The 21223-nt window shown below is 31.8% G+C and carries 20 protein-coding genes and 2 pseudogenes; 19 read left to right on the forward strand and 3 right to left on the reverse strand.

Annotated features, from left to right (window positions below):
• Positions 1-299 precede the first annotated feature (299 nt).
• Positions 300-989: a Crp/Fnr family transcriptional regulator gene (locus DN393_RS22245; protein WP_088047413.1), complete on the reverse strand. Its 690-nt coding sequence runs from the start codon at positions 987-989 to the stop codon at positions 300-302.
• 250 nt (positions 990-1239) lie between these two features.
• Here DN393_RS22245 and DN393_RS22250 point away from each other — a divergent pair, with 250 nt between their 5' ends.
• The 7 genes from DN393_RS22250 to DN393_RS22280 all read left to right on the forward strand — a co-directional run bounded on the left by DN393_RS22250 (position 1240) and on the right by DN393_RS22280 (position 8128).
• Positions 1240-2361, forward strand: coding sequence for a TIGR04053 family radical SAM/SPASM domain-containing protein (locus DN393_RS22250; RefSeq protein WP_098828670.1), 1122 nt, complete (start codon positions 1240-1242; stop codon positions 2359-2361).
• Positions 2362-2903: 542 nt separating this feature from the next.
• Complete coding sequence (locus DN393_RS22255) at positions 2904-3587, forward strand: YwiC-like family protein (RefSeq protein ID WP_149173952.1); 684 nt, start codon at positions 2904-2906, stop codon at positions 3585-3587.
• 149 nt (positions 3588-3736) lie between these two features.
• Positions 3737-4444, forward strand: coding sequence for a class I SAM-dependent methyltransferase (locus DN393_RS22260; RefSeq protein ID WP_088047412.1), 708 nt, complete (start codon positions 3737-3739; stop codon positions 4442-4444).
• Between the two features lie 153 nt (positions 4445-4597).
• A complete protein-coding gene (locus tag DN393_RS22265) occupies positions 4598-5833 on the forward strand; it encodes an FprA family A-type flavoprotein (RefSeq protein ID WP_149173953.1) in 1236 nt (411 codons plus the stop codon).
• 21 nt (positions 5834-5854) lie between these two features.
• On the forward strand, positions 5855-7069 hold the full coding sequence (locus DN393_RS22270) for an NAD(P)/FAD-dependent oxidoreductase (RefSeq protein ID WP_149173954.1): 1215 nt from the start codon (positions 5855-5857) through the stop codon (positions 7067-7069).
• Between the two features lie 32 nt (positions 7070-7101).
• Positions 7102-7266, forward strand: coding sequence for a rubredoxin (gene rd, locus DN393_RS22275; RefSeq protein WP_088047409.1), 165 nt, complete (start codon positions 7102-7104; stop codon positions 7264-7266).
• Positions 7267-7432: 166 nt separating this feature from the next.
• A complete protein-coding gene (locus DN393_RS22280) occupies positions 7433-8128 on the forward strand; it encodes a Crp/Fnr family transcriptional regulator (protein WP_149173955.1) in 696 nt (231 codons plus the stop codon).
• 1105 nt (positions 8129-9233) lie between these two features.
• Here the strand turns inward: DN393_RS22280 and hfq are convergent.
• A complete protein-coding gene (gene hfq / locus DN393_RS22285) occupies positions 9234-9419 on the reverse strand; it encodes an RNA chaperone Hfq (protein ID WP_087985476.1) in 186 nt (61 codons plus the stop codon).
• A gap of 181 nt (positions 9420-9600) precedes the next feature.
• Here hfq and DN393_RS32170 point away from each other — a divergent pair.
• From DN393_RS32170 to DN393_RS22325, 9 genes and pseudogenes are all read left to right on the forward strand, one after another.
• Positions 9601-9736: pseudogene (locus tag DN393_RS32170) on the forward strand (ABC transporter ATP-binding protein); the annotation flags it as partial.
• A gap of 250 nt (positions 9737-9986) precedes the next feature.
• On the forward strand, positions 9987-10493 hold the full coding sequence (locus DN393_RS22290) for a GNAT family N-acetyltransferase (protein WP_088047407.1): 507 nt from the start codon (positions 9987-9989) through the stop codon (positions 10491-10493).
• Between the two features lie 676 nt (positions 10494-11169).
• Positions 11170-11523: an ArsR/SmtB family transcription factor gene (locus DN393_RS22295; protein WP_088047406.1), complete on the forward strand. Its 354-nt coding sequence runs from the start codon at positions 11170-11172 to the stop codon at positions 11521-11523.
• A 1-nt stretch (position 11524) separates the two neighbouring features.
• Positions 11525-11965, forward strand: coding sequence for a DNA mismatch repair protein (locus tag DN393_RS22300; RefSeq protein ID WP_088047405.1), 441 nt, complete (start codon positions 11525-11527; stop codon positions 11963-11965).
• Positions 11966-12100: 135 nt separating this feature from the next.
• Positions 12101-13864 carry a SulP family inorganic anion transporter gene (locus DN393_RS22305; protein WP_088047404.1) on the forward strand — a complete coding sequence of 588 codons (1764 nt, stop codon included), beginning with the start codon at positions 12101-12103 and terminating at the stop codon, positions 13862-13864.
• Positions 13865-13943: 79 nt separating this feature from the next.
• Positions 13944-14214: pseudogene (locus DN393_RS32175) on the forward strand (hypothetical protein).
• 80 nt (positions 14215-14294) lie between these two features.
• Positions 14295-14534: a D-alanine--poly(phosphoribitol) ligase subunit DltC gene (gene dltC, locus DN393_RS22315; RefSeq protein ID WP_016135903.1), complete on the forward strand. Its 240-nt coding sequence runs from the start codon at positions 14295-14297 to the stop codon at positions 14532-14534.
• A gap of 131 nt (positions 14535-14665) precedes the next feature.
• Entirely contained in the window at positions 14666-15007 is a 342-nt protein-coding gene (locus DN393_RS22320) for a zinc ribbon domain-containing protein YjdM (protein ID WP_064474030.1), read from the forward strand.
• Between the two features lie 1356 nt (positions 15008-16363).
• On the forward strand, positions 16364-18346 hold the full coding sequence (locus tag DN393_RS22325) for a methyl-accepting chemotaxis protein (RefSeq protein WP_064474031.1): 1983 nt from the start codon (positions 16364-16366) through the stop codon (positions 18344-18346).
• Between the two features lie 219 nt (positions 18347-18565).
• On the opposite strand, the gene DN393_RS22330 is transcribed toward DN393_RS22325, so the two are convergent.
• A complete protein-coding gene (locus DN393_RS22330) occupies positions 18566-18787 on the reverse strand; it encodes a helix-turn-helix domain-containing protein (protein ID WP_064474032.1) in 222 nt (73 codons plus the stop codon).
• A gap of 293 nt (positions 18788-19080) precedes the next feature.
• Between DN393_RS22330 and DN393_RS22335 the strand changes: the two genes are divergently transcribed.
• The 3 genes from DN393_RS22335 to DN393_RS22345 are packed head-to-tail and all read left to right on the forward strand — an operon-like array spanning position 19081 to position 21181.
• A complete protein-coding gene (locus DN393_RS22335; protein WP_064474033.1) occupies positions 19081-19401 on the forward strand; it encodes a hypothetical protein in 321 nt (106 codons plus the stop codon).
• Between the two features lie 15 nt (positions 19402-19416).
• The gene (locus DN393_RS22340) at positions 19417-20583 is read left to right on the forward strand and encodes an FtsK/SpoIIIE domain-containing protein (RefSeq protein WP_149173956.1); all 1167 of its coding nucleotides are present in this window, start codon (positions 19417-19419) and stop codon (positions 20581-20583) included.
• 22 nt (positions 20584-20605) lie between these two features.
• The gene (locus DN393_RS22345) at positions 20606-21181 is read left to right on the forward strand and encodes a replication-relaxation family protein (RefSeq protein WP_064474086.1); all 576 of its coding nucleotides are present in this window, start codon (positions 20606-20608) and stop codon (positions 21179-21181) included.
• The last annotated feature ends 42 nt before the right edge of the window (positions 21182-21223 follow it).

Consider the following 21223-nt stretch of genomic DNA (forward strand, 5'->3'; position numbering starts at 1 on the left):
GATATTAATTCTCAATAACAATGTAACATAGAGATAATGAATAAAGAGTGAGGTAAATCACACATATGCTTTTTGAAAACTTGAAGAGAAAAGTAGGAAGCATTAGTAGAGTAAGCTGTACAAAAAGAAGTATTAAAATATAGAGCTTAAAAGAGAGAATTGAATGATAAAATCTGTGACAAAGAAAAATTTTTATCCCACTATTTCAAGGTGGTTAAGATTCCCACCTCAAGATTTTAAGGAAGCCAAAGAAGAGAGGTGGGGGTATTTTAATAAATCATGAGGTAATTTGCGTTCAATTAAGTAATTTCTTCTTCCAATTTATCTGGAATAATAATGAAACAGCCGTTTTCATCAATATCTATTAATTCTTTTCTTTTTAATTGAGTAATTGTACGACTAACCGTTTCCCTCGATGTGCCAATCATATTGGCGAGTTCTCGATTTGTAAATTGAGTCGTTAATTTATATTTCTCATTTACCTGCATACCATTGGATTTACATAAGCGAAGTAATAACTTAATAATTTTTTCATACGTATTATGAAGAATTTGCTCTTCTAATCTATCCTGAAGATCTACAATTTTTTCTCCAAGAACCTTAAATAATTTTATACATAATTCAGGATACTGAATCAAAATTTTTTCAAATTCAGCGATTGGAGTAACAATTAATTGCGCAGATTCAAGTGTTTCGGCATGTGCTGGGAATGTACCTTTTCGAAAGAAACCCGCATGGGGGAACATTTCTCCAGCTTGAAGCACAGAAACAATTTGTTCTTTACCGGTTACATCCGTTTTTTGAATTTTTATCTTGCCTGAGTGGATAAAAAACACACGATCAAGTATGTCACCCTGCATAAATACAAATGACTTTACTTTATAAACTCGTATTTGTGAAATATCGACAATAGGCTGAAGCTCTTCTTCTGAGAGTTCTTTAAAGAGGGAGACTTCCCGTAAATGCTGTTTGATCATGTCTTCTTTCATATGTACAACTCCTTAATAATTTCAGGCATATTATTATAAAAAAATTATATCAAGTCGCTCAATGAAGCTGTGAAAGAAGTCACATTTGTGACAGAAAATGTGAATGTTTTTTACATAACGAAAAAATGTGGTAAATATCATAAGCTAGTATAGCGTTAATTTGCCCTGTTATTCATGCGTGATGTATCTCACTGCAGGAATGCCTATATAACTTTACAATGGGGATATAAATCGAAAGGAGGGTTTAATTTTGATTAATCGTAATTTTAACGAAAATCCATTTATTGTGATATGGGAGTTAACAAGAGCATGCCAATTAAAATGTCTTCATTGTCGTGCGGAAGCTCAATATCATCGTCATCCTCTTGAACTAACATTTGAAGAAGGTAAAAAACTAATTGATGATATATATGAAATGAATAATCCGATGCTTGTTTTTACCGGCGGTGATCCGTTAATGCGTCCGGATATATATGATATTGCGGATTATGCGATAAAAAAGGGTGTTCGAGTATCTATGACACCAAGTGCTACTCCAAACGTTACGAAAGAAACCATTCAAAAAGCAAAAGAAGTAGGGATTGCTAGATGGGCATTTAGTTTAGATGGGCCAACAGCTGAAATACATGATCATTTTAGGGGTGTAGAGGGATCATTTGAATTAACAATAAATGCGATTCGTTATTTACATGAATTGGAGATTCCTGTTCAAATTAATACTGTTATTTCTAATTATAATGTGAATGTACTTGAAGACATGGCAAAATTAGTAGAGGAATTAGAATGTGTGCTTTGGAGTGTATTTTTCTTAGTTCCAACGGGACGTGGAAAGGAAACGGATATGATTTCACCAGTTCAACATGAAAGAGTATTCCAATGGCTATATCAATTAAGTAAAAAAGTTTCTTTTGATATTAAAACAACGGCTGCTCAGCACTACAGACGTGTTGTGATTCAACAAAAAATACGAGAGAATAAAAAGACAAATAAGGATATTCAATATCAGGATGTCTTGATGAACGGAATGACGGGGCAGATTGATGGACTTGGCCGTGCTCCAAAAGGGGTGAATGATGGAAATGGTTTTGTATTTATCTCTCATATTGGGGATGTGTATCCAAGTGGGCTATTACCTATCAAAGCCGGGAATGTTCGAACAACACCGCTAGCTGATATGTATCGAAACGCCCCTATTTTCCGAGATTTGCGTAATCCGGACAAGTATAAAGGGAAGTGTGGAGTTTGTGAGTTCCGATATGTTTGCGGAGGATCTCGATCTAGAGCTTTTGCCATGACGGGTGATTACATGGAAAGTGAACCATACTGTGTATACATTCCAAAAGTATTACGAAAACAGAAAAATAACGTATAAAAAATGGGACATGAGCACTTTTGACTTATGTCCCATTTTTTTGCTTTAGTTCCCTACAACTACTAAGTTATGGGTTCACTTTTTTGTTATTTAAGCTTGTGCAATTGCACGTGGAAATAGAATATTATTTTCTAAATGAATATGCTGCTCTAAATATAGACATAGAAAATGAATGGTATGAAATCATAATGCAGTGATTTCACTCACAGTATCTTTTCCCAATATAGTTTATTTTTAATAAAAAGCTTACTCCTAGTAATACCTCCTCCTCAAAAAACAGCGAAAGCAAAGAAATTAGATGGGGAAAGAAGAAAATAATGACTGATAAAAGTGTCACTTTATCCTATATAGATATTGTTCTAAAGCTCATTGTTTGATTCAGTAGCATAGAATGTTAAAAACTATTGGAATATCGTTTTTATAGGGTTAATGATATGAATTCTTGTGTAAATATCAGTTTATGACATTGTTGATAAAAAACTTTTGGGAAAGGTGTTGGAAGAAGGAAGTTAATTATTCCAAAGCAGCATGGGGCATGGGGAATGTTGCTTATTCCATTTATTTTGGGAATTTTAATTGGTAAAGGGACCTGGTATCATATACCGCTCTTTTTAGCATGGTTGTTTGTGTACTTAGCCACATATCCTTTATTAATGTACGTAAAACAACCAAGAAAACAGCATTATTTACATTCTTTCTTTCTGTATTTTAGTGTGGCTTGTGTCTGTGCGATTATTGCTCTTATATATGAATGGCGTATTATGTTCTTTTCCATTATTATGCTCCCATGTTTTTTCGTAAATATTTACTTTTCTCGCAAAAAAAACGAACGAGCTTTACTAAATGACATGTGCGCTATTATTTTGTTTTGTATAGGGGGAATCATTAGTTATTATTTCACAATGAAAACAGTTGATGAGAAGATATGGGTTGTTGCAACTATATCATTTTTATATTTTATGGGAAGTACATTTTTTGTGAAGACGATGATTCGTGAGAAAAAGAATCCAACGTATCGCTTAGTTTCATGGGGATATCATTCTTTACTTGTAATTGCGACTTTAATTGTATCACCGTGGTTTACCATTGTCTTTATACCAAGTTTGATACGATCTATATTACTTTATGGTAGAGATATTTCAATTCTAAAAGTGGGGATTTTAGAGAGTATAAATTCTATTTACTTTTTTGTTTCAGTAATAATGTTAGCTAGAGCATTACTGTGAAAATTAGTAAGTTTTTGAGTGTTTGGTAATATTTTCATAAGGAAACTGACTCTAATAGTTTCTTTCTATCTCATATATAATATCCTGCTATTCGCGGGTAGTAATTGATTATGATTTGAATCCTATACCCTGAAAGGACTGTATAAATAATGACTTTTTATCAAATGTTAACGCCATATTATGATGGGATTTTTCCTGCAAATGAGAAACAAATAAACTTTATAGTCTCTTATTTAAAAAAAGGAAGCTCTATACTGGATGTGGGCGCAGGAACAGGGAATGTAGCCCAAGCACTAGCTGAAAAGGGTTTTATTGTTACTGCAATGGAACCAGAGGAGAGCCTGGCTGCAAGAATTCGGAAAAAAGCATCAGTTTATGAAGGGAGATTTAGTGTAAATACATTTGGCATGCAAGAAATTGAAAATGTGCCTGAAGTATTTGATTGTATTTATTGTATTGGAAATACACTTGTTCATTTGAATAATAAGAAAGAAATCTTTAATTTTATCTGTGGGTCTTATAAAAAATTGAAAGCAGACGGAAAACTAATTATTCAAATTGTAAATTATGAAAAAGTGTTAACCGGAAATGATTTTAAATTTCCAGTAATAGAAAAGAAACATTTCTCGTTTAAGCGTGATTATATGCTTGAAGAAGAGAAAGTATTATTTACTGCAACTTTGAATGTGGATGATAAAGAACTAGCAAACAGTATTCTGTTATATCCTATTACAAAAAAACAACTACTGTCCATGTTAAAAGAATGTGGTTTTCGTACTGTAGAAACTTTCGGTAATTTTAAAAAAGAAGCGTATTTACCCAATGGACAGGCCTTAGTTCTTGTAGCTACAAAATAAATATGCCATAAAAAATACTGTAGTAAATTTTTATTTGCTAAAGTATTTTTTATTTGTTTTTACAAAATGTGATTCAAGTCCTCTTTTTATCTTAGGAAAATTTTTATAATACATTTGTTGGTAAGAGATAAAAATGAGGAGGAATTAAAAAACATGAATAGAGAAATTAAGCTAGCTGAAGATATATATTGGGTAGGGAAAATTGATAATAGGGAAGTACCGTTTCATCGTTTAATCTTAGCAAAAGGAACAACTTATAATGCGTATCTTATAAAAACTGAAAAACCAACAGTGATTGATACAGTTGACATAGAGTTTGGAAGGGAATTTGTAGAATATTTAAGTGAATTAATTGATCCACAAGAAATTCAATATATTGTAGTAAACCATACAGAACCTGATCATTCAGGTGGATTGGCGGCATTAGCATCAAGAGCTACAAATGCTACAATCGTATGCACGGAAATTGCAGTACCTGAGTTGCAGGAAATGTATAAATTACATCACAGAAACTTTTTAGTTGTAAAAGATGGAGATACATTAGATATCGGTGGGAAAACGTTGAAATTTAAAGAAACTCCATATCTTCATACAGAAGAAACAATGATTACGTATTGCATAGAGGATAAAATATTATTTCCATGTGATATTTTCAGTACACATGTAGCGAATTATGAATTCTTTAACGATGAAGTGAATGAAGATATTACGGAAGATTTCATAGGCTACTATAATGCGATTATTCACCCGCATAGAAGATATGTCAGAACGTTAATGGAAGCATTGAAAGACTTAGAAGTCCAAATAATTGCTCCGTCTCATGGGTACATTTTACGTCAAGATGTCCAAAAATATATTAATTTATATGCAGAAATGAGTAAAGATACAACACTAGGAAAAAAAGTAACTATTATATATACAACCATTAAAAATAATACGAAAAAAATCGCGAATATTATTAAAGAAACATTTGAGTCAGATAATATTAAAGTAACAGTATTTAATGCAGATAAATCGGATAAAGCTATGATTCTAGAAAGTATTCAAGAATCTGATGCAGTCTTCATCGGATCTTCAACTAAATACGCAGATATGATTGGAAACTTAGAAGAAATTTTAATAGAAATGAAGGAAATGAACTTAGAAGGGAAAATCGCAGCTGTATTTGGATCGTACGGTTGGAGTGGTGAAGCAATTGAGGTAGTACAAGATTACCTAAATGAAACAAATATGAATGTACAAAGTACATCAAATGTTATTAAGTCTACTGGTATGACTCATGTTGAATTCCCTATTCGTGTAAGATTTTCTCCAAATGATGAAGAGAAAACAAAACGAATTAAACATGCAACAACATTTGTTACGGATTTATTATTAAGTTCTAATTAAAAGAAGAACGTAGGTGAAAACATGGAAAAGAATTTTGTAATTATCGGGAGTGGAGTAGCTGCTGTAAATGCTGCAAAGACAATTAGAGATCATGACAAGAATTCAAATATATTAATTTTTGGTGAAGAATCATCTTTGCCCTATAACAGGATTAAATTATCAAAAGAGCTATATTCAGATTTACACAGTAAAAAAGTTTTAATCAAACAAGAAACATGGTACAAAAATAATAATATATCAATTTTCACAAAAACAAAGGTAGTAAAAATTAATACAGAACAGCAAAATATTGTTACATCAAATCATCAAAAAATTTCGTATTACAAATTATTAATTTGCACAGGTGCAAATAATAGAAGGCTACCAGTAGATGGAATAAATAAAAAAAATGTTTTTACAATTAGAGACATGCAGGAAGCGGATAACTTTAAAGCGTGTTTAGAAGATAAAAAGCATGTGGTAAACATTGGTGGAGGTGTACAAGGGTTAGAAACAGCTTGGTCTATGATGAAAGTTGGTAAAAAAGTATCCATTGTAGAAGTTGGAGCTACACTAATGGGAAGACAATTAGATGAAAAAGTTTCTCTTTTATTAAAAGAAAAAATTGAAAGTGCCGGAGTAAAAGTATATTTAAATATAAATATTGATTCCATTCTTGGAGAAGAAGTCGTAACTGGAATAAAAATGAATGGTGAACAACTAATAGATTGTGATAGTGTTGTGTATTCAATTGGGGTTATTCCAAACATTGATTTAGTAAATAATACTCCTATTCATGTAAATAGAGGTATTATTGTCAATGAGAAGATGGAAACGAATATTGAATCTATATATGCTGCTGGGGATGTAGCAGAAGTAAATGGTGAAATTGGAGGGCTATGGGGACGAGCGATGGATCAAGGGAAAATTGCAGGAAGTAATATGGTTTCTAATCCTGCAATTTATAAGGAAGCAATTCCAACTACTATCTTTAATGCATTCGATGTATCTTTATTCTCAATTGGATTTGTTAATGAAAAACAATGTGATACAACTATTGTTGAAGAAGATGGTAAAGAGAGGTATACTAAGTTATTTATCAAGAATCATAGAATAGTAGGTGTCATTTCATTAGAAGGGGTTGTCGCATCCATCCCTTACAAGTCTGCGATTGAAAAACAAGTATTATTAGAAGAGATTGATATGAAAAATACGAATATAAGTGAAATAATGAACAAAGTAAAAGAGAAAATATAATCTTAAAATGATAATAGAAAGAGGATATTATAATGAAAAAATATATTTGTTTACCATGTGGTTATATTTATGATCCGAAAATCGGAGGTCCGGATGAAAATATAGAACCAGGAACAAGTTTTGAAGAATTACCAGAAGATTGGGTATGTCCAGTATGTGGAGAAGATGCTGAGCATTTTGCACCAATAGAAGATTAGAAAAGAAAAAAGTAACGAGAAGAGTTTATAATTTTTCGTTACTTTTTGTATGAAAAGAATCTTTCAAAGTGATATAGGTCACTAGTTTGTACTTTAGGAAAAGATATAATAATTTAAAGACTAATCTTCAAATTTTAGCAAAAGAAGGAAGGATAGATGAGGAAATATGCAAAAAAATGTGGTACTACCTTGTCCGAGAAAGGTACTAATCTTTAAATCCTTATCTGATGTGGAAATTTTAAAAATAGCCTCAATGACAAAGCATAAACAGTTTAAAAAGGGACAATCATTAATTCATGAAGGAGAAAAGTCCGACACTTTATATATAATTAATCAGGGGCAAGTAAAGTTATCTAAATTGACTTTACAAGGAAAAGAACAAATTTTGCACATATTAACAAGTGGTGAATGCTTCTGCGAATTAAACATATTTAATTCTGAGGAAAAAAGTAATTTTAGTGCATATGCGATGGAGGATACGAAAATTTGTATGTTAACAAAGGCTAATATGGATAGTATTATGGAGAGAAATCCAAGCATTGCATTAAAATTGTTAAAATTCGTTACAAAAAGATTAGCGCAAACGGAAAATTTGGCGCACAATCTAGCAACGAATGAACCAGAAGTTAGAATTGCTTATATAATTCTAGAGTTTTGTGAAAAGTATGGTCAGGAAACCAATAAAGGAATACTTATAAATTTGCCGTTAACACGAGAAGAAATGGCGAATTATACAGGGATGACAAGGGAAACAATCAGCCGTAAATTTAGTAAATTTGAAGAATTGGGATTCATTACATCCATTGGGAATAAACAGTTAATGGTTAAAGATAAGGCAGCTTTTAGACAATATATAGAGTAGCTAGTAATAAGAATTTACAAGTAAGCAGAACCGCCCAATTCTAAACGAAATAAAAGCGGGATAGTTCAACCGTGATATTGAACTTTTGTTACAGTAATAAATTATAAATTCATAGAATTCAGTTATATCCTATCCTAACTTTTTGCTTGTAAAAAACTTTGCAAAAAACCTTTAGTTGCATAATTTTTAGATAATTGTACATGTGTATTTGGATAACTATTAAAGCATAGAAATGCTTACAATGGTGCAGTGTTTGAAGCTGGTAACAAACGACAGGATTGAAAAATGGTCCCTAGAAAATTACAAAAGTAGATCCGACAATTTACTCTCCAAAAAAATATTTTTTACGGTGCGTTAAATTTATATATATAATTAATAAGGAGTATGATATGATGAAAGTAACAGAATACCTTTAAATCTATCTTGCAAAAGGACACACCTACGCATACACATGCTATAGGTGTGTCCTTTTGCATTTGTTTTTAAGATTTCAAGACCCAATCAGTGAGATTCTTGCTACCAATTTCAAATGACAGCATGAAGCAGTTCTAAGCAAACAATAAATGATCCGAGACCTGCCCAAGCCGTACGTAAAGGAATACAACAGCATGCAGAAGGGAAAAGTATTGTTGATATTCCAGAAACTTATAAGAATAAATATAAAACAAGGGCAGCTATGTCAGGCTGTCCTTGTTTTATTTGTGATTTTGCATATATTTTTGTGCATATAGTATAGCAAAAATTTTTCTTTTCTATCAAATAAAAAGAGCCTGTATGAACAGGCTAAAATTACGTATGGAAAAAAGGTCATGATACTCGACCTCTTTTTCATACAAGGGTTAGAGATTAGTTGCTATTAGACTCATACTCATTTTATGTTTAATAGTCAGGATATTCAATCTAATTATCTGTTTCTCAATATGTTTTATTTGTTTTTATATTATAATATATTTAATTCTTTTTATTTATGTATCTCTTTATATTTTCCTGGGGTGGATGCTTTTAATAAGGATTCCTTTTTTATAGCTTCATACAATATAATATAATTCAAATTTAATTTTAAAGTGTAGAATATTAATAATGAAACATCAAAACTTACGGTATCTTATACAGCGACCGTTGAAATTGCTTGCTTATATAGGAATTGTTGCTTTCCATTGCTAGAGATTAGCACTGAAAATTTATCCACAGCAATAATGATTCCAGGTATTCTAACTCCGTTGAGTAGGATAATATTTACTATCCTTTGTTCCTCAATTAATTTTTTATAAAAATTGTCTTGTGTATACATTAGTAGTTTCCTCCTCTCTTTAAATATTCTAATCTTTTTAAATTCTTCTTATTAATATAAAAGGAATGGAGTAATTATAACATTTCTAGGATGGATTTTTATAAAAAATAAAAGCCCTTACAATGAAGTAAAGACCTTTGCTTATTTATTATAAGATACCTTTTTATATTATTAAATATAATTGTATCAGGAACTCGAACATCAAGAAAGTAAATGTGTAATTGTTGTTACGCATTGGCAAGAGTTGAAAAAAATCAGATCGAGCAGTTTATTTAAGTAAAAAGAAGTTAGTAGTAAACGAAATTAAGAACAGTTAAGAAAAAAGCTATTTCCGTTCTCAATTAACATAATTTTCGAAATTTACGGATGTTAATATTTGTTATATGATATATTTGTCAAAGTACTATTCCCTTAGTTTTAATGATGAATCTGTAAGATAGTTTGTTTGTTCCATAAATTCATCTTAAATTAAAGAGAACTTGTAGAAATTCCTACAAGCTCTTTTTAATTTAAGGGTTAAATTGGGATTTGAAGTAAAGAAACAACTTTTTGAGAGGAGAAAAGTAAATGTTTATAAAAGCAGAAAGATTATTAATACGAAATTTTGAGTTCAAAGATTGGCAAGCTGTCCATGAGTATACATCAGATAGCGATGTTATGAAATACATACCCGAAGGGGCTTTTACTGAAGAAGATACAAGAAACTTTGTAAATAAAAATATGGGTGAAAATGCAGAGAACTTTCCTGTGATACTGATAGATGAAAATATTCTGATTGGTCATATTGTTTTTCATAAATATTTTGATGAGCATACTTATGAGATTGGGTGGGTATTCAATCCTAAATATTTCAATAAAGGATATGCTTCTGAAGCAGCACAAGCTACATTAAAATATGGATTTAAGGAAATGAAATTACATAGAATTATAGCTACATGTCAGCCACAAAATATCCCGTCATATCGAGTGATGGAGAAAATTGGAATGAGAAGAGAAGGATATTTCAGGAAGTGTATACCCCATGGAAATGAATGGTGGGATGAATATTCTTACGCTATTTTAGAAGAAGAGTAGTGTCTCAGACCGCATTATTAAAATCAAAATTATTATTAAAATTGTGCTATTGATTTTTGAGAATAGCCTGGTGTATAAAATCGTTAAAATGTGAGCGATGTGTCTGAAAAGTAAAGTTTATACAATGAGGAAAGTGAAATTGATAAAAAAACTCCCGTATCTGTTTAATGATACGGGAGTTTTTATTTGAATAATCATTGGTTAGATATACAGTATTCTATATGCTGATTGTATTGATAATTAAATTTAATGCACTGGCACGCTGTAATTGGTCTTGTAGTGCTCATTCTCGAAAACCCCCGTATTTTCCAAAAAAATCACGTGTGCTAAGGCATTCGTAACTTCGCATAAATTCAATCTTCGTAGAATCTATCGGCGTAAGGTTTTGAAAAAAATATAATCTACGTTAAACAGTGTTTTTCAATACGTCCCTTAGTGCTGGTATAAGACTGTTTTGCCGAGAGTAAGAGTCCATTTTGCTCATGACAATGGAATCTGATGCTGTTTCTTTGCGAATTGAGTGTAGCAAATGTTTTGTGTACTTTTTGTTTCTTATTTAATATTTTAAGATTTATATTGAAAATTCAAAGTCCTGGAAGTATCATATACATATTCAAACATTTGAAGATGTATATGATACTTTTGTGTTTTTAATCAAAAATAAGTAGGTGTTGTTATGGGAAATGAAATGCAACAATTTAAAGCTGATTTTTTTAAAGCCTTATCACATCCATTGCGAATAGGTATTCTAGAACTATTGTCAGAGGGTGAAAGAAGTGTAAATGAAATTCAAACTATCCTTAACAAGGAAGGTTCAGCTGTTTCTCAACAATTAAGTGTGCTACGTTCAAAAAACATTGTTGTTGGTACTAAAGATGGAAAACGAGTTTTATATTCTCTACGAGATCCTATGATTGTGGATTTACTGATAGTTGCACGTAAAATTTTTAACAACCATTTAATCGATACAATTTCAATGTTAGAAGAGCTAGATGAAACAGAAAGTGAAACCATGGTAACGGAGGGATAGGTTGAGCATTGACGTTAAAAAAGAAGATATCATTCAGCATGGGATTGAAGTATTTAGCTCAATAGGAGCCCATCATGTTTGTAATGTTTGTATTAAAAGTGGGCATTCTTGCTGTTTTTCATGCCAGCATCTACAGGATGGAGTTGGATGTCAAAAGAGAAATACAGCTTGTACAGCTTGGTTATGTGGGATTCAAAGCTTTTTATTTGATCAAATAGGGTTACTGAACGAATGGAATCGTTTCTGGAATGGAATTCCGGGGCAAATGTTTCGTAGAGATTGCACCCCAGATAATGTGAAAATTAAATCGTTTATTGAAATGAAAAATTTAGATAGTCGAGGTAGTTTCCTTTTAGTAGAAAGGTTAAATTCCTATATACAAGAAGGAGGAGATATTGGTAAATTAGAACGTCATTTAAGTAAAACATATAACCAATATTAGGATGATTTTCTTGTGTAAAGAGTTAAAGATTGTCTGTATAAGGGTATGAGAAACGCACTTGTAACTCAATTTTATTAAAAAAATATTCTTTCAAAAGAAGTAAGACTTATTAAAAATAGAAAAGAAGGGTTTGTAATGAGAGGGTTATTTACGGGAAGGTTTGAAGGATACTCATTGGGACATTTTCAAAGGGATCTTCTTTCTGGAATGATTGTCGGAGTTGTAGCGATTCCACTTGCTATGTCCTTTGCTATAGCTTCTGGCGTTAAGCCGGAGTATGGGATTTATACAACATGTATTGCTGGGATACTCATTTCACTATTTGGTGGTTCGAAGTATCAAATTGGAGGGCCTACAGGTGCTTTTGTTCCGATTCTTTTAGGGATTGTAATTACCTATGGGTATGAAAATTTACTGCTTGCTGGTTTATTAGCCGGAATCATCTTATGCCTTATGGGGATTTTTAAACTAGGATCTTTGATTAAGTTTATCCCACGTCCTGTAACAATTGGCTTTACGTCAGGTATTGCTGTTATTATCTTTACGGGACAAATTGCTAGTTTCTTAGGTCTAACAGGTATAAAAAAGCATGAGGAATTTTCAGCGAATCTGAAGGAAATCTTTACGCATATCAATACTACCAATTTTTATTGTGTTATAACTGCTTTGATCTGCTTTTTGGTTATACTCATCACACCAAAGATTTTGCCAAAAGTACCAGGTTCATTAGTGGGTGTTGTTATTTCAACTGTAATTGCAACTGTATTTTTCTCAGGTCAGGTACCTACTATTGGTACAGCATATGGTACGATTCCAAATACACTTCCTCAGTTTGATATACCAGAAATCACATTAGAACGTATAAAACAGTTAATTGGTCCTGCATTTGTTATTGCGATGCTCGGTGGAATTGAATCTCTTTTATCCGCTGTCGTGGCAGATGGGATGACTAATAGTAAACATAACAGTAACAAAGAGCTGATCGGTCAGGGAGTTGCTAATATTGTAACCCCGTTATTTGGTGGAATTCCTGCAACTGGAGCAATTGCCCGTACAGCAACTAATATTAAGAGTGGGGCTGTATCTCCGCTGTCGGGTGTTATTCATGGGGGATTTGTGTTATTTACACTTTTACTGTTAGCTCCATATGCTTCACATATTCCTCTTGCTAGTATGGCTCCCATTTTAATGGTGGTAGCTTGGAATATGAGCGAACAAAAACATTTTTATCACATACTTAAAATGAAGACTGGAGACTCTCTTGTATTACTGATAACATTTTTACTTACTGTATTTACTAGTTTAACGACAGCTGTGGAAATTGGTCTTATTTTAGCTATTATTTTGTTTACAAAACGTATGAGTAATATGCTTGTCATAACAAAAGTGCTTCCTGATCATACAAAAAGGAATGAAAAATTGTTACCACATGTGGTAAATAAAGCTCATGACTGCCCACAAATTAGTATTTACACAATAGAAGGGCCATTATTCTTTGGGGCTGCTCAAACATTTGAACATAATATTTTAACGACTATTAATTATAAACCAAAAGTTCTAATTTTGCGTATGGGAAAAGTTCCTTTTATTGATACCACAGGAGAGTCTTACTTTAGGAATATCGTTCAGCATTTTAAAAAACAAGGTGGCATACTTCTTATTTCAGGAATTCAATCAGAACTAAAAGTAACATTAGATAAGAGTGGATTGTATGCTGAGATTGGGAAAGAAAACTTTTTTGATCATACCGGGGAAGCTATTAATTGTGCTTTAGGACATTTGAATACAAAAAAATGTATAGGATGTAAGCATTTCGCATTTCATGAGTGTACCGGGCTTTCTCAGCAATCCCAGGAAGTGAATACAATAAAGAATAAGACAAATGCATTAGATTTTTAAAAAATTCACTTCACATACAAAGTTTGTTTGATCCACTCTTTTAATCCTTTTATAAAAATAGAGAAGGAGAAAGTTTACTTTGGCGAATGCGGAGAATATTTTTACAGGGTGTGAACAAGAAGGTTTTTCATACATCCAATAAATGATTATCGAACAGCAAGAAGAGAATATTTTCCTTACGTTTAAACGCAAAATGGATTATATAAACGGTATCTATTATATATATTCCTTTTCCACAAGAAACAAATACCAGATTTGTAATCACATATGTTCCGGGGAACAACTATCTGTTATGCCTTAAGAACTATTATACAAAGACCAGGCATAATTTTGTAATGATGATGGGATAGATTTTTAAAAATAATGTGTTAAAAAATAGAAGTCTATGAAGAAGTTTAATATAAATTATAGTTATAGAGGAGAAAAAATAATGTCTGAATTTAAAGATCAAGTGTTAAATGTGTTAGAAGAAGTATGTGAAAATGATATCGTAAAAGAGAACCCAGATGTGCAATTATTTGAAGAAGGAATTCTAGATTCTTTTGCTACAGTATCTTTATTAGTAGAATTTCAAGAGCGTTTAAACATCGAAGTGTCTATTTCTGACTTTGACCGTGACGAATGGGCGACACCGAACATGATTATTAAGAAATTGAAAGCTATGGGATGAAAATAGGTGTTTGAGATACGGATAAGAACCACTTTTCTAAATTAAAGCTCATAATTGCTATTCTTATGAAGTTGTTAACAGAAATTTTTAAAAATACATATAGAATGATAAAGTGTGGAGGAAATAAAAATATGTCTAATTTACCAAATTGCCCAAAATGTAATTCAGAATACACTTATGAAGATGGAAATCTTTTTGTTTGCCCAGAATGTGCTTATGAGTGGACTTTAGAATCAGAAACTGAAAATAGTGAAGATACAAAGGTTATTAAAGATGCTAATGGAAATGTCTTAAACGATGGTGATTCTGTAACAGTAATCAAAGACCTTAAAGTAAAAGGAACTTCATCGGTTGTGAAAATCGGTACAAAAGTAAAAAGTATACGTTTAGTAGATGGTGACCATGATATTGACTGTAAAATTGATGGTTTTGGAGCTATGAAATTAAAATCTAAATTTGTTAAAAAGATATAAATGCAATTTTAATGCAATAGAACTAGTTGAACTTAATTGTTTAAAATCAATTCACATATACCATTTTCAAGGTGGTAATTAAATATCTTTTATAAGAGAAAGATTTCATTCATGATAAGTATTCTTGAATGAGGTCTTTCTATTTTTTTGAACTCATCTCAACTGTATTTTTAAAAAATGATGCGTGAATATGCTAGAAACATAAGAAGGGAAATTCCTTAACGTGTGAAAATCGACTTTTAAACCTGAACTGTCTCTTAGCGTATAATATCCAAGTTTTGGTGGCGAGACTCTATGTAGCCACATATTGAGATGGCCCTCAGATTCTCCCTCAATAGTGCAGAGTAAGTCTTTTTATTTACTTCTGGCTCGTATATTACAGGATTAATAATAAAAATCCCAGGGTCTTAATATTGAGAAATAAAGAAAAGCGTTCTAATGTAAGTTTCAGTTTAAAGAAAAGTAAGCATCTATAATGTATACATATGGGAAAAACGTAGTTATATATTTATTAAAAAAAAGAGTAAGAAAATATGTAAAAAATTAACAACTTAGGTAATAGAATAACTTTCTTTACTGACTAAGTGTCCTGTTTTATTAAAAGGGATAGAGTAATGATATATCTATAGAATATACAAATAACTTAGTGGTAGGTTAAATAAAGAACATCATCATTAAAATACATATTGATTGGTACTGTTATTCATTCAAATTATCTGTAATAACCTGATAGCGGCTGGCCCAAAAAAGTTCGCAATCTATTATTAGTAATTCATGAAGATAATATAATGAAAAAAATATTTTTACATTTTAATATTTAAAACTTATGCATACGTGTTACAATGAAGTCCTCCAATTTATTTTATTCTCCTATTTAGAATTTATGGTTTAGTATCCAATAATAAAAAAGTGGCTGTAGTAAATAAATGAATGAAGTGAAGCGGTTAGAGTGGTTAAAAGGCTGTTAAGTATAATTATTCAAAGAATAAATTCACTTAGTTAAGTTTTAGAAAAACTTATTATGGTAAGGATTTCATCAAATTTGAATCGTTCTAGATTAAACTTTTAATCCAATTAAAGTCAAAAATCATTATTTAAATGAATTCCATGTTTCATCCAGGTAATTTAGAATAATTTGTAGTCTTAACATTGCTTAATATAGAAAATAACATAATTGAAAGGTGGATAGATAAAACTCCGCTTGTAAAAAATAAATTGTTATATGAGAAGATGTATGTAAAAGGATATAACGGTGATTTCATATCGAATGATACCATAAATGAATGTAGAAAAAATAAAGGAGCAAACGATTAAATAAACTATATCAGTTGTAAGAATGAAAGGAAGAAGTAGAAAGTGTTTAATATAAAAGAAAGATTGGAACAAATGAAGCTTAAAACGAAGTTGTCTATGGCATTTATTGCAATATTAATTATACCTAGTCTTATCGTGGGAATAACATCTTATGATGAGTCGAAAACAGATCTTAATGATACAATTCTACAAACTGCGAAAGATAATGTAAGTATTTTAAATAAGATAGTTGATGATGAGTTAGAAAATAAACATGTAGATGTAACTCATTTTGCAAAGATACTTACACAAGGTGATTATAATGCTGACCAATTGCAAAATGTACAAAGTAAATTTGATCAATATATACAGTTACATCCAGAGATAGAAACAATTTATACTACATCCAGTAATAATCAATTTACTCATGCACCTGTTGGAAAAATACCAGAAGGATTTAATCCGTTAGAAAGTAGTTGGTATAAGGATGCAGTAAAAGCTAATGGAGAGATTATTGTTTCGTCTCCCTATAAATCAAAGGCTACAGGAAATATGGTAATAGCAATTGCAAAGCAAAATGCTGATAAAAGTGGTGTCATTGGTGTGGACTTGAATATTGATGATATCGTAAAAACATCTAAAATGATAAAAATAGGAAAACAAGGCTTTGTATCTATAGTAAGTCAAGATAAGACTATCGTTGTTCATCCTACACTTAAGCCAGGTGAGAAGTTAGAGAAATCATTAGCAGATGAACTATACAAGAAAGAAGATGGAGTAATTACTTATAGCCTTAATGGTGAGGATCGAAACATAAGCTTTAAAACAAACAAAAAAACAGGTTGGAAAATAGCTGGTGTAATGCCTATTAAAGAAATTGAAGAAGCTACCAATCCTATTTTTTATAAAACGCTCACTATAATAGGGGCTTCATTGTTGTTAGGTGGAATTGTAATTTTCTTCATTCTTAAATCTATTATTAATCCACTAAGGCAATTAGTTATTTCAGCTCAAAGAATTAGCCAGGGAGATTTAACTGAGAAAATAGATATTCGTTCAAAGGATGAACTTGGTCAATTAGGTGGTAGTTTCAATGCAATGGCAGAGTCGTTGCGTAATTTAATTTCTCAAATTAATACATCTGCAGGACATGTGGCTGCTTCATCTGAGGAACTAACCGCTAGCGTAGAGCAAGCCAGTGTTGCGACAGAACAAATTACAAAAGAAATGGAAGAAATATCGAATAGTGCAGAAGTTCAAAATAATGAAGTGGCGTCTGGAGCGAAATTAATTGGTGAGGTAACACGAAACATTCAATGCGTAGCTGATAATGCTTCTGAAGTATCGGCTTCATCCTTATACACAAAACAAAAAGCCAATGAGGGTGAACAATTAGTAGAACAGACTGTAACGCAAATGCAGTCTATCCATCATTCTGTTTCTCAATCCGATAATGTAATTAAATTATTAGATAAGAAATCGCAGCAAATCGGAAGTATATTAGAAGTAATTCAAAATATTGCAGCACAAACAAATTTATTAGCATTGAATGCAGCGATTGAAGCGGCTAGAGCAGGAGAACAGGGGCGTGGCTTTGCAATTGTTGCCGACGAGGTCAGGAAGTTAGCGGAGCAATCATCCGAATCTTCAATGGAAATTGGAAGTTTAATTAATGAAATACAAGCAGATGTACATGAGACTGTAAAAGCTATGAATGAAGTAGGAGTTGAAGTGCAGTCGGGGATTCAGGTTGCGAATGATACAAAACAAAGTTTTTATGAAATCTCAAAATCTGCAAATGATATCGTGTTAAAAGTACATGGTATGGTGGAATTATCAAATAAAATGACAAGTGATGTAATGGAAGTCGATACATCAATTAATCAAATATCTATGGCTGTGAAAGAGAATTCTTCAAGTATGCAATCGATAGCCGGTTCATCTGAGGAGCAACATGCTTCTATGGAAGAGATAAATTCTTCAGCAATACAATTAGCACAGATGGCCGAAGAGCTTCAAGAATTAATTGGTGGATTTAAGATATAAGTTCAGATTCTAGGATAGAATCCTAGATAGTATGTTTAAGGATAGAAGTTAAAAACCTTATAATGTGGTAAATAAATATAATATGTATTTTTTATAGAGTTTGCACATGCAGATCAACTACTTTAAATGGTAGTTGATCTTTTTTATTAGATATTCATTTTTGAATATCTCTTTTATTCAAGTTTAGTGTTGATACAGAAGTATATATTGAGCGATTTATCACATCCAAAAATCTTCAAAGTCTACGCCGAATCCTTTTCTTTTTAAGGCCCTAATTATCTTTTGACCATTCCCTAATGAAGGCTTGAATTGATTCGAACGGGAGATACGGCTAATTGTATTTTGGTTTACCCCACTCCATTCCTTTAATTCCGTTTGAGTAATATCATTCTTTCTTAAAAATTTACCAAACTTAGATAATGGTTTTCCTAAGCCAAACACTGCAAACACTCCTATTCGTAGATACTCTATTAATCACATTTTTACCAAAGCATGATTTTTTTAAACAAAAGTGTTAATAATGTACAAGCTGTTCGCAATATGATGTATCAAGGTCGCTATCAAAGTTGCTAGCAAACGTATTATCAAGATAGATATCAAATCAATTCGTCTTTGTATTGGCAAAGTACATACCAAATTAACTATCAAAGTAATGTTAACAAGGTAATAAGTGAATCAACCCTATGTTTTATAAGTTTTCTTATTCTGTTTATAAAGAGAACGGAGGCATTTAAATGCGAGTAAGGAAAGAAAGGATTTTTTTCCGCAAGTTTATAGATCGGTCATACAAAGATAAAGAAAATACAATTCGTAAATACAATTCATTAAGTCCTTTTGCATTCTTTCATATGTCCGATCAAGTGTTAAATACCTATATTGCATTAGGAGTAATGGGGACGGTTTTAATTGGGGCAGTCTTGTTAGAAAAGTATTTGGTACAAAATGACCATATATTTGCTGCAAAGTTTGTGAGTGGAAGTATTTATTATGGTATGCGAATTGGTGGAGTTTGCTTGATTGGATACGCATTTGTTCGCATCGTAAGTATGTTTTAGGGAGGAATGGAGTAAATGAGGATTATAAAGGAGTGGCTTCATACACAAAAGTTAAGGAATCGACTTAAAGAAGTTTTTGCAAAAGCAGGACTATATACGGAACATCAAACACGTGGAGGGAAAGTGCCTATTTATCCAAAGGTACATAATGTTTCTTCTTCAACAGAAAGTGTAAGGTATGTATTTACGATACCAAACGGATTAGATCCACAAAAGATTGAAAAGAAGTGGTTTTGTTTTCAACAAATATTAGGACGGAATATTACGATTGAAGGGGATGTGAAAAAATTTGTACTACATGTATTCCATTCAGATTCTGGACTAAAACCTTATCAGTACTGTTATAAAGAGTGGCATTCATTATTAAAGGAGTATCGTCTTCCTGTTGTGGTTGGCCGGGATCAATTTGGGGAAATGATTACATACGATATGCTTGATTCCAATACACCACACTTATTAATTGCGGGGGAAACGGGAAGCGGGAAAAGTAGTATGGTGCGTGTTGTACTATCCACTTTCATTCAATATATGTCACCTGATAAGTTGCGTTTGTATCTTGGGGATCTAAAAAACTCTGAATTTCATTTTTTGCGAAGAGTGAAGCATGTAAAAGAAGTTTGTATGGAAGAAATCGAAATGAAAATTATGCTTCAAAAGGTGTGGAAGGAAATCAGAGAACGAAGAAAACTCATGGAACAATTTGAGGTTGATCATATTGATGCGTACAACAAATTGAATCCTGATAATCAAAAACCATATATTTTACTTGCTATTGATGAAGTGGCGATGCTTAAAGATGAAAAAGAATGTATGATAACAATCGAAAAAATTTCAGCAGTCGGCCGATCACTTGGGGTCTTTCTTATGCTTAGTATGCAGAGGCCAGATGCAAAGGTTTTAGATGGTAAGTTAAAACTCAATATGACCGTAAGAATTGGTTTTAAATGTGATAGTGCAATTAATAGTAATATCATGGGTACTCCTGGTTCAGAGCATTTAGAGCAATCTGGCCAAATGATTTTAAAACGAAATGGATTAAAGAAAGTTCAAGCACCTTATTTGGAATTAAGTAAGGCAAAACAAATTGTTGAGCCCTATCGCATGTCTAAAGAAGAGAAAATGCTCCAAATGCCTCTAAAAGAAGAAATTCCTTTATTTGGGGTGTTAGATGATGAGGAGTAGAGATAAAGGAATTTTAAATGATTTGAAGCGATTTAGATGCATGTCCCGTGATGATATTATTGACTTGCATTTTCAAGGCTTAAAGAATGCAGTAACTTGTTGTAATACGGTTATGAAACGATTAAGGAGAGATGGTTATGTTGATGCGAACGTATTGCAGCACCCATACATTTATTTTCCACAACCAAGTTCTATCAAAAAGACGAGTCAAAAAATTCCTCATTTCCTTGGTATTGTTGACGTATACAAACAACTTGTCTACTACGAAAATCCTAAATTATTCAAAGTGGAACCTAAGTATGGGAAAGAGTATATGGAGCCAGATGCCTTTACGATATGGCGTAGATCTCCATTTTTTATTGAAGTTCAAAAGTCAGTATACAGTAAAAAAATAATGCAAGATAAGATAAATAGATATGAGTTATACTTCCATAGTCAAGAATGGCACAATGAATCTTGGCAACCGAAAGCTTCTAAATTTTTCCCTTCAATCTTAATCATTACTGACAAATATTACGACGTTCAATCTTCTTATTTTCGTATATTCCAGGCGAATTCTATAGGGGATTTTATGAATAATGTAATGATAAAATCATAAAGAAAGCCTGCAAAGTATAGAGATTTTTTCTTTTCGGTAATG

The organism is Bacillus sp. BPN334 (genome assembly GCF_008368885.1).
GTDB lineage: Bacteria > Bacillota > Bacilli > Bacillales > Bacillaceae_G > Bacillus_A > Bacillus_A wiedmannii.

Excerpts from the sequence above, each read along its gene's own strand:
- DN393_RS22265 (WP_149173953.1), top strand. The coding sequence starts at position 4,598 with ATGAATAGAGAAATTAAGCTAGCTGAAGATATATATTGGGTAGGGAAA.
- rd (WP_088047409.1), top strand. The coding sequence starts at position 7,102 with ATGAAAAAATATATTTGTTTACCATGTGGTTATATTTATGATCCGAAA.
- DN393_RS22270 (WP_149173954.1), top strand. The coding sequence starts at position 5,855 with ATGGAAAAGAATTTTGTAATTATCGGGAGTGGAGTAGCTGCTGTAAAT.
- DN393_RS22290 (WP_088047407.1), top strand. The coding sequence starts at position 9,987 with ATGTTTATAAAAGCAGAAAGATTATTAATACGAAATTTTGAGTTCAAA.
- DN393_RS22245 (WP_088047413.1), bottom strand. The coding sequence starts at position 989 with ATGAAAGAAGACATGATCAAACAGCATTTACGGGAAGTCTCCCTCTTT.
- DN393_RS22295 (WP_088047406.1), top strand. The coding sequence starts at position 11,170 with ATGGGAAATGAAATGCAACAATTTAAAGCTGATTTTTTTAAAGCCTTA.
- DN393_RS22320 (WP_064474030.1), top strand. The coding sequence starts at position 14,666 with ATGTCTAATTTACCAAATTGCCCAAAATGTAATTCAGAATACACTTAT.
- DN393_RS22260 (WP_088047412.1), top strand. The coding sequence starts at position 3,737 with ATGACTTTTTATCAAATGTTAACGCCATATTATGATGGGATTTTTCCT.
- hfq (WP_087985476.1), bottom strand. The coding sequence starts at position 9,419 with ATGTATACACAAGACAATTTTTATAAAAAATTAATTGAGGAACAAAGG.
- dltC (WP_016135903.1), top strand. The coding sequence starts at position 14,295 with ATGTCTGAATTTAAAGATCAAGTGTTAAATGTGTTAGAAGAAGTATGT.
- DN393_RS22335 (WP_064474033.1), top strand. The coding sequence starts at position 19,081 with ATGCGAGTAAGGAAAGAAAGGATTTTTTTCCGCAAGTTTATAGATCGG.
- DN393_RS22305 (WP_088047404.1), top strand. The coding sequence starts at position 12,101 with ATGAGAGGGTTATTTACGGGAAGGTTTGAAGGATACTCATTGGGACAT.
- DN393_RS22255 (WP_149173952.1), top strand. The coding sequence starts at position 2,904 with ATGTTGCTTATTCCATTTATTTTGGGAATTTTAATTGGTAAAGGGACC.
- DN393_RS22280 (WP_149173955.1), top strand. The coding sequence starts at position 7,433 with ATGCAAAAAAATGTGGTACTACCTTGTCCGAGAAAGGTACTAATCTTT.
- DN393_RS22340 (WP_149173956.1), top strand. The coding sequence starts at position 19,417 with ATGAGGATTATAAAGGAGTGGCTTCATACACAAAAGTTAAGGAATCGA.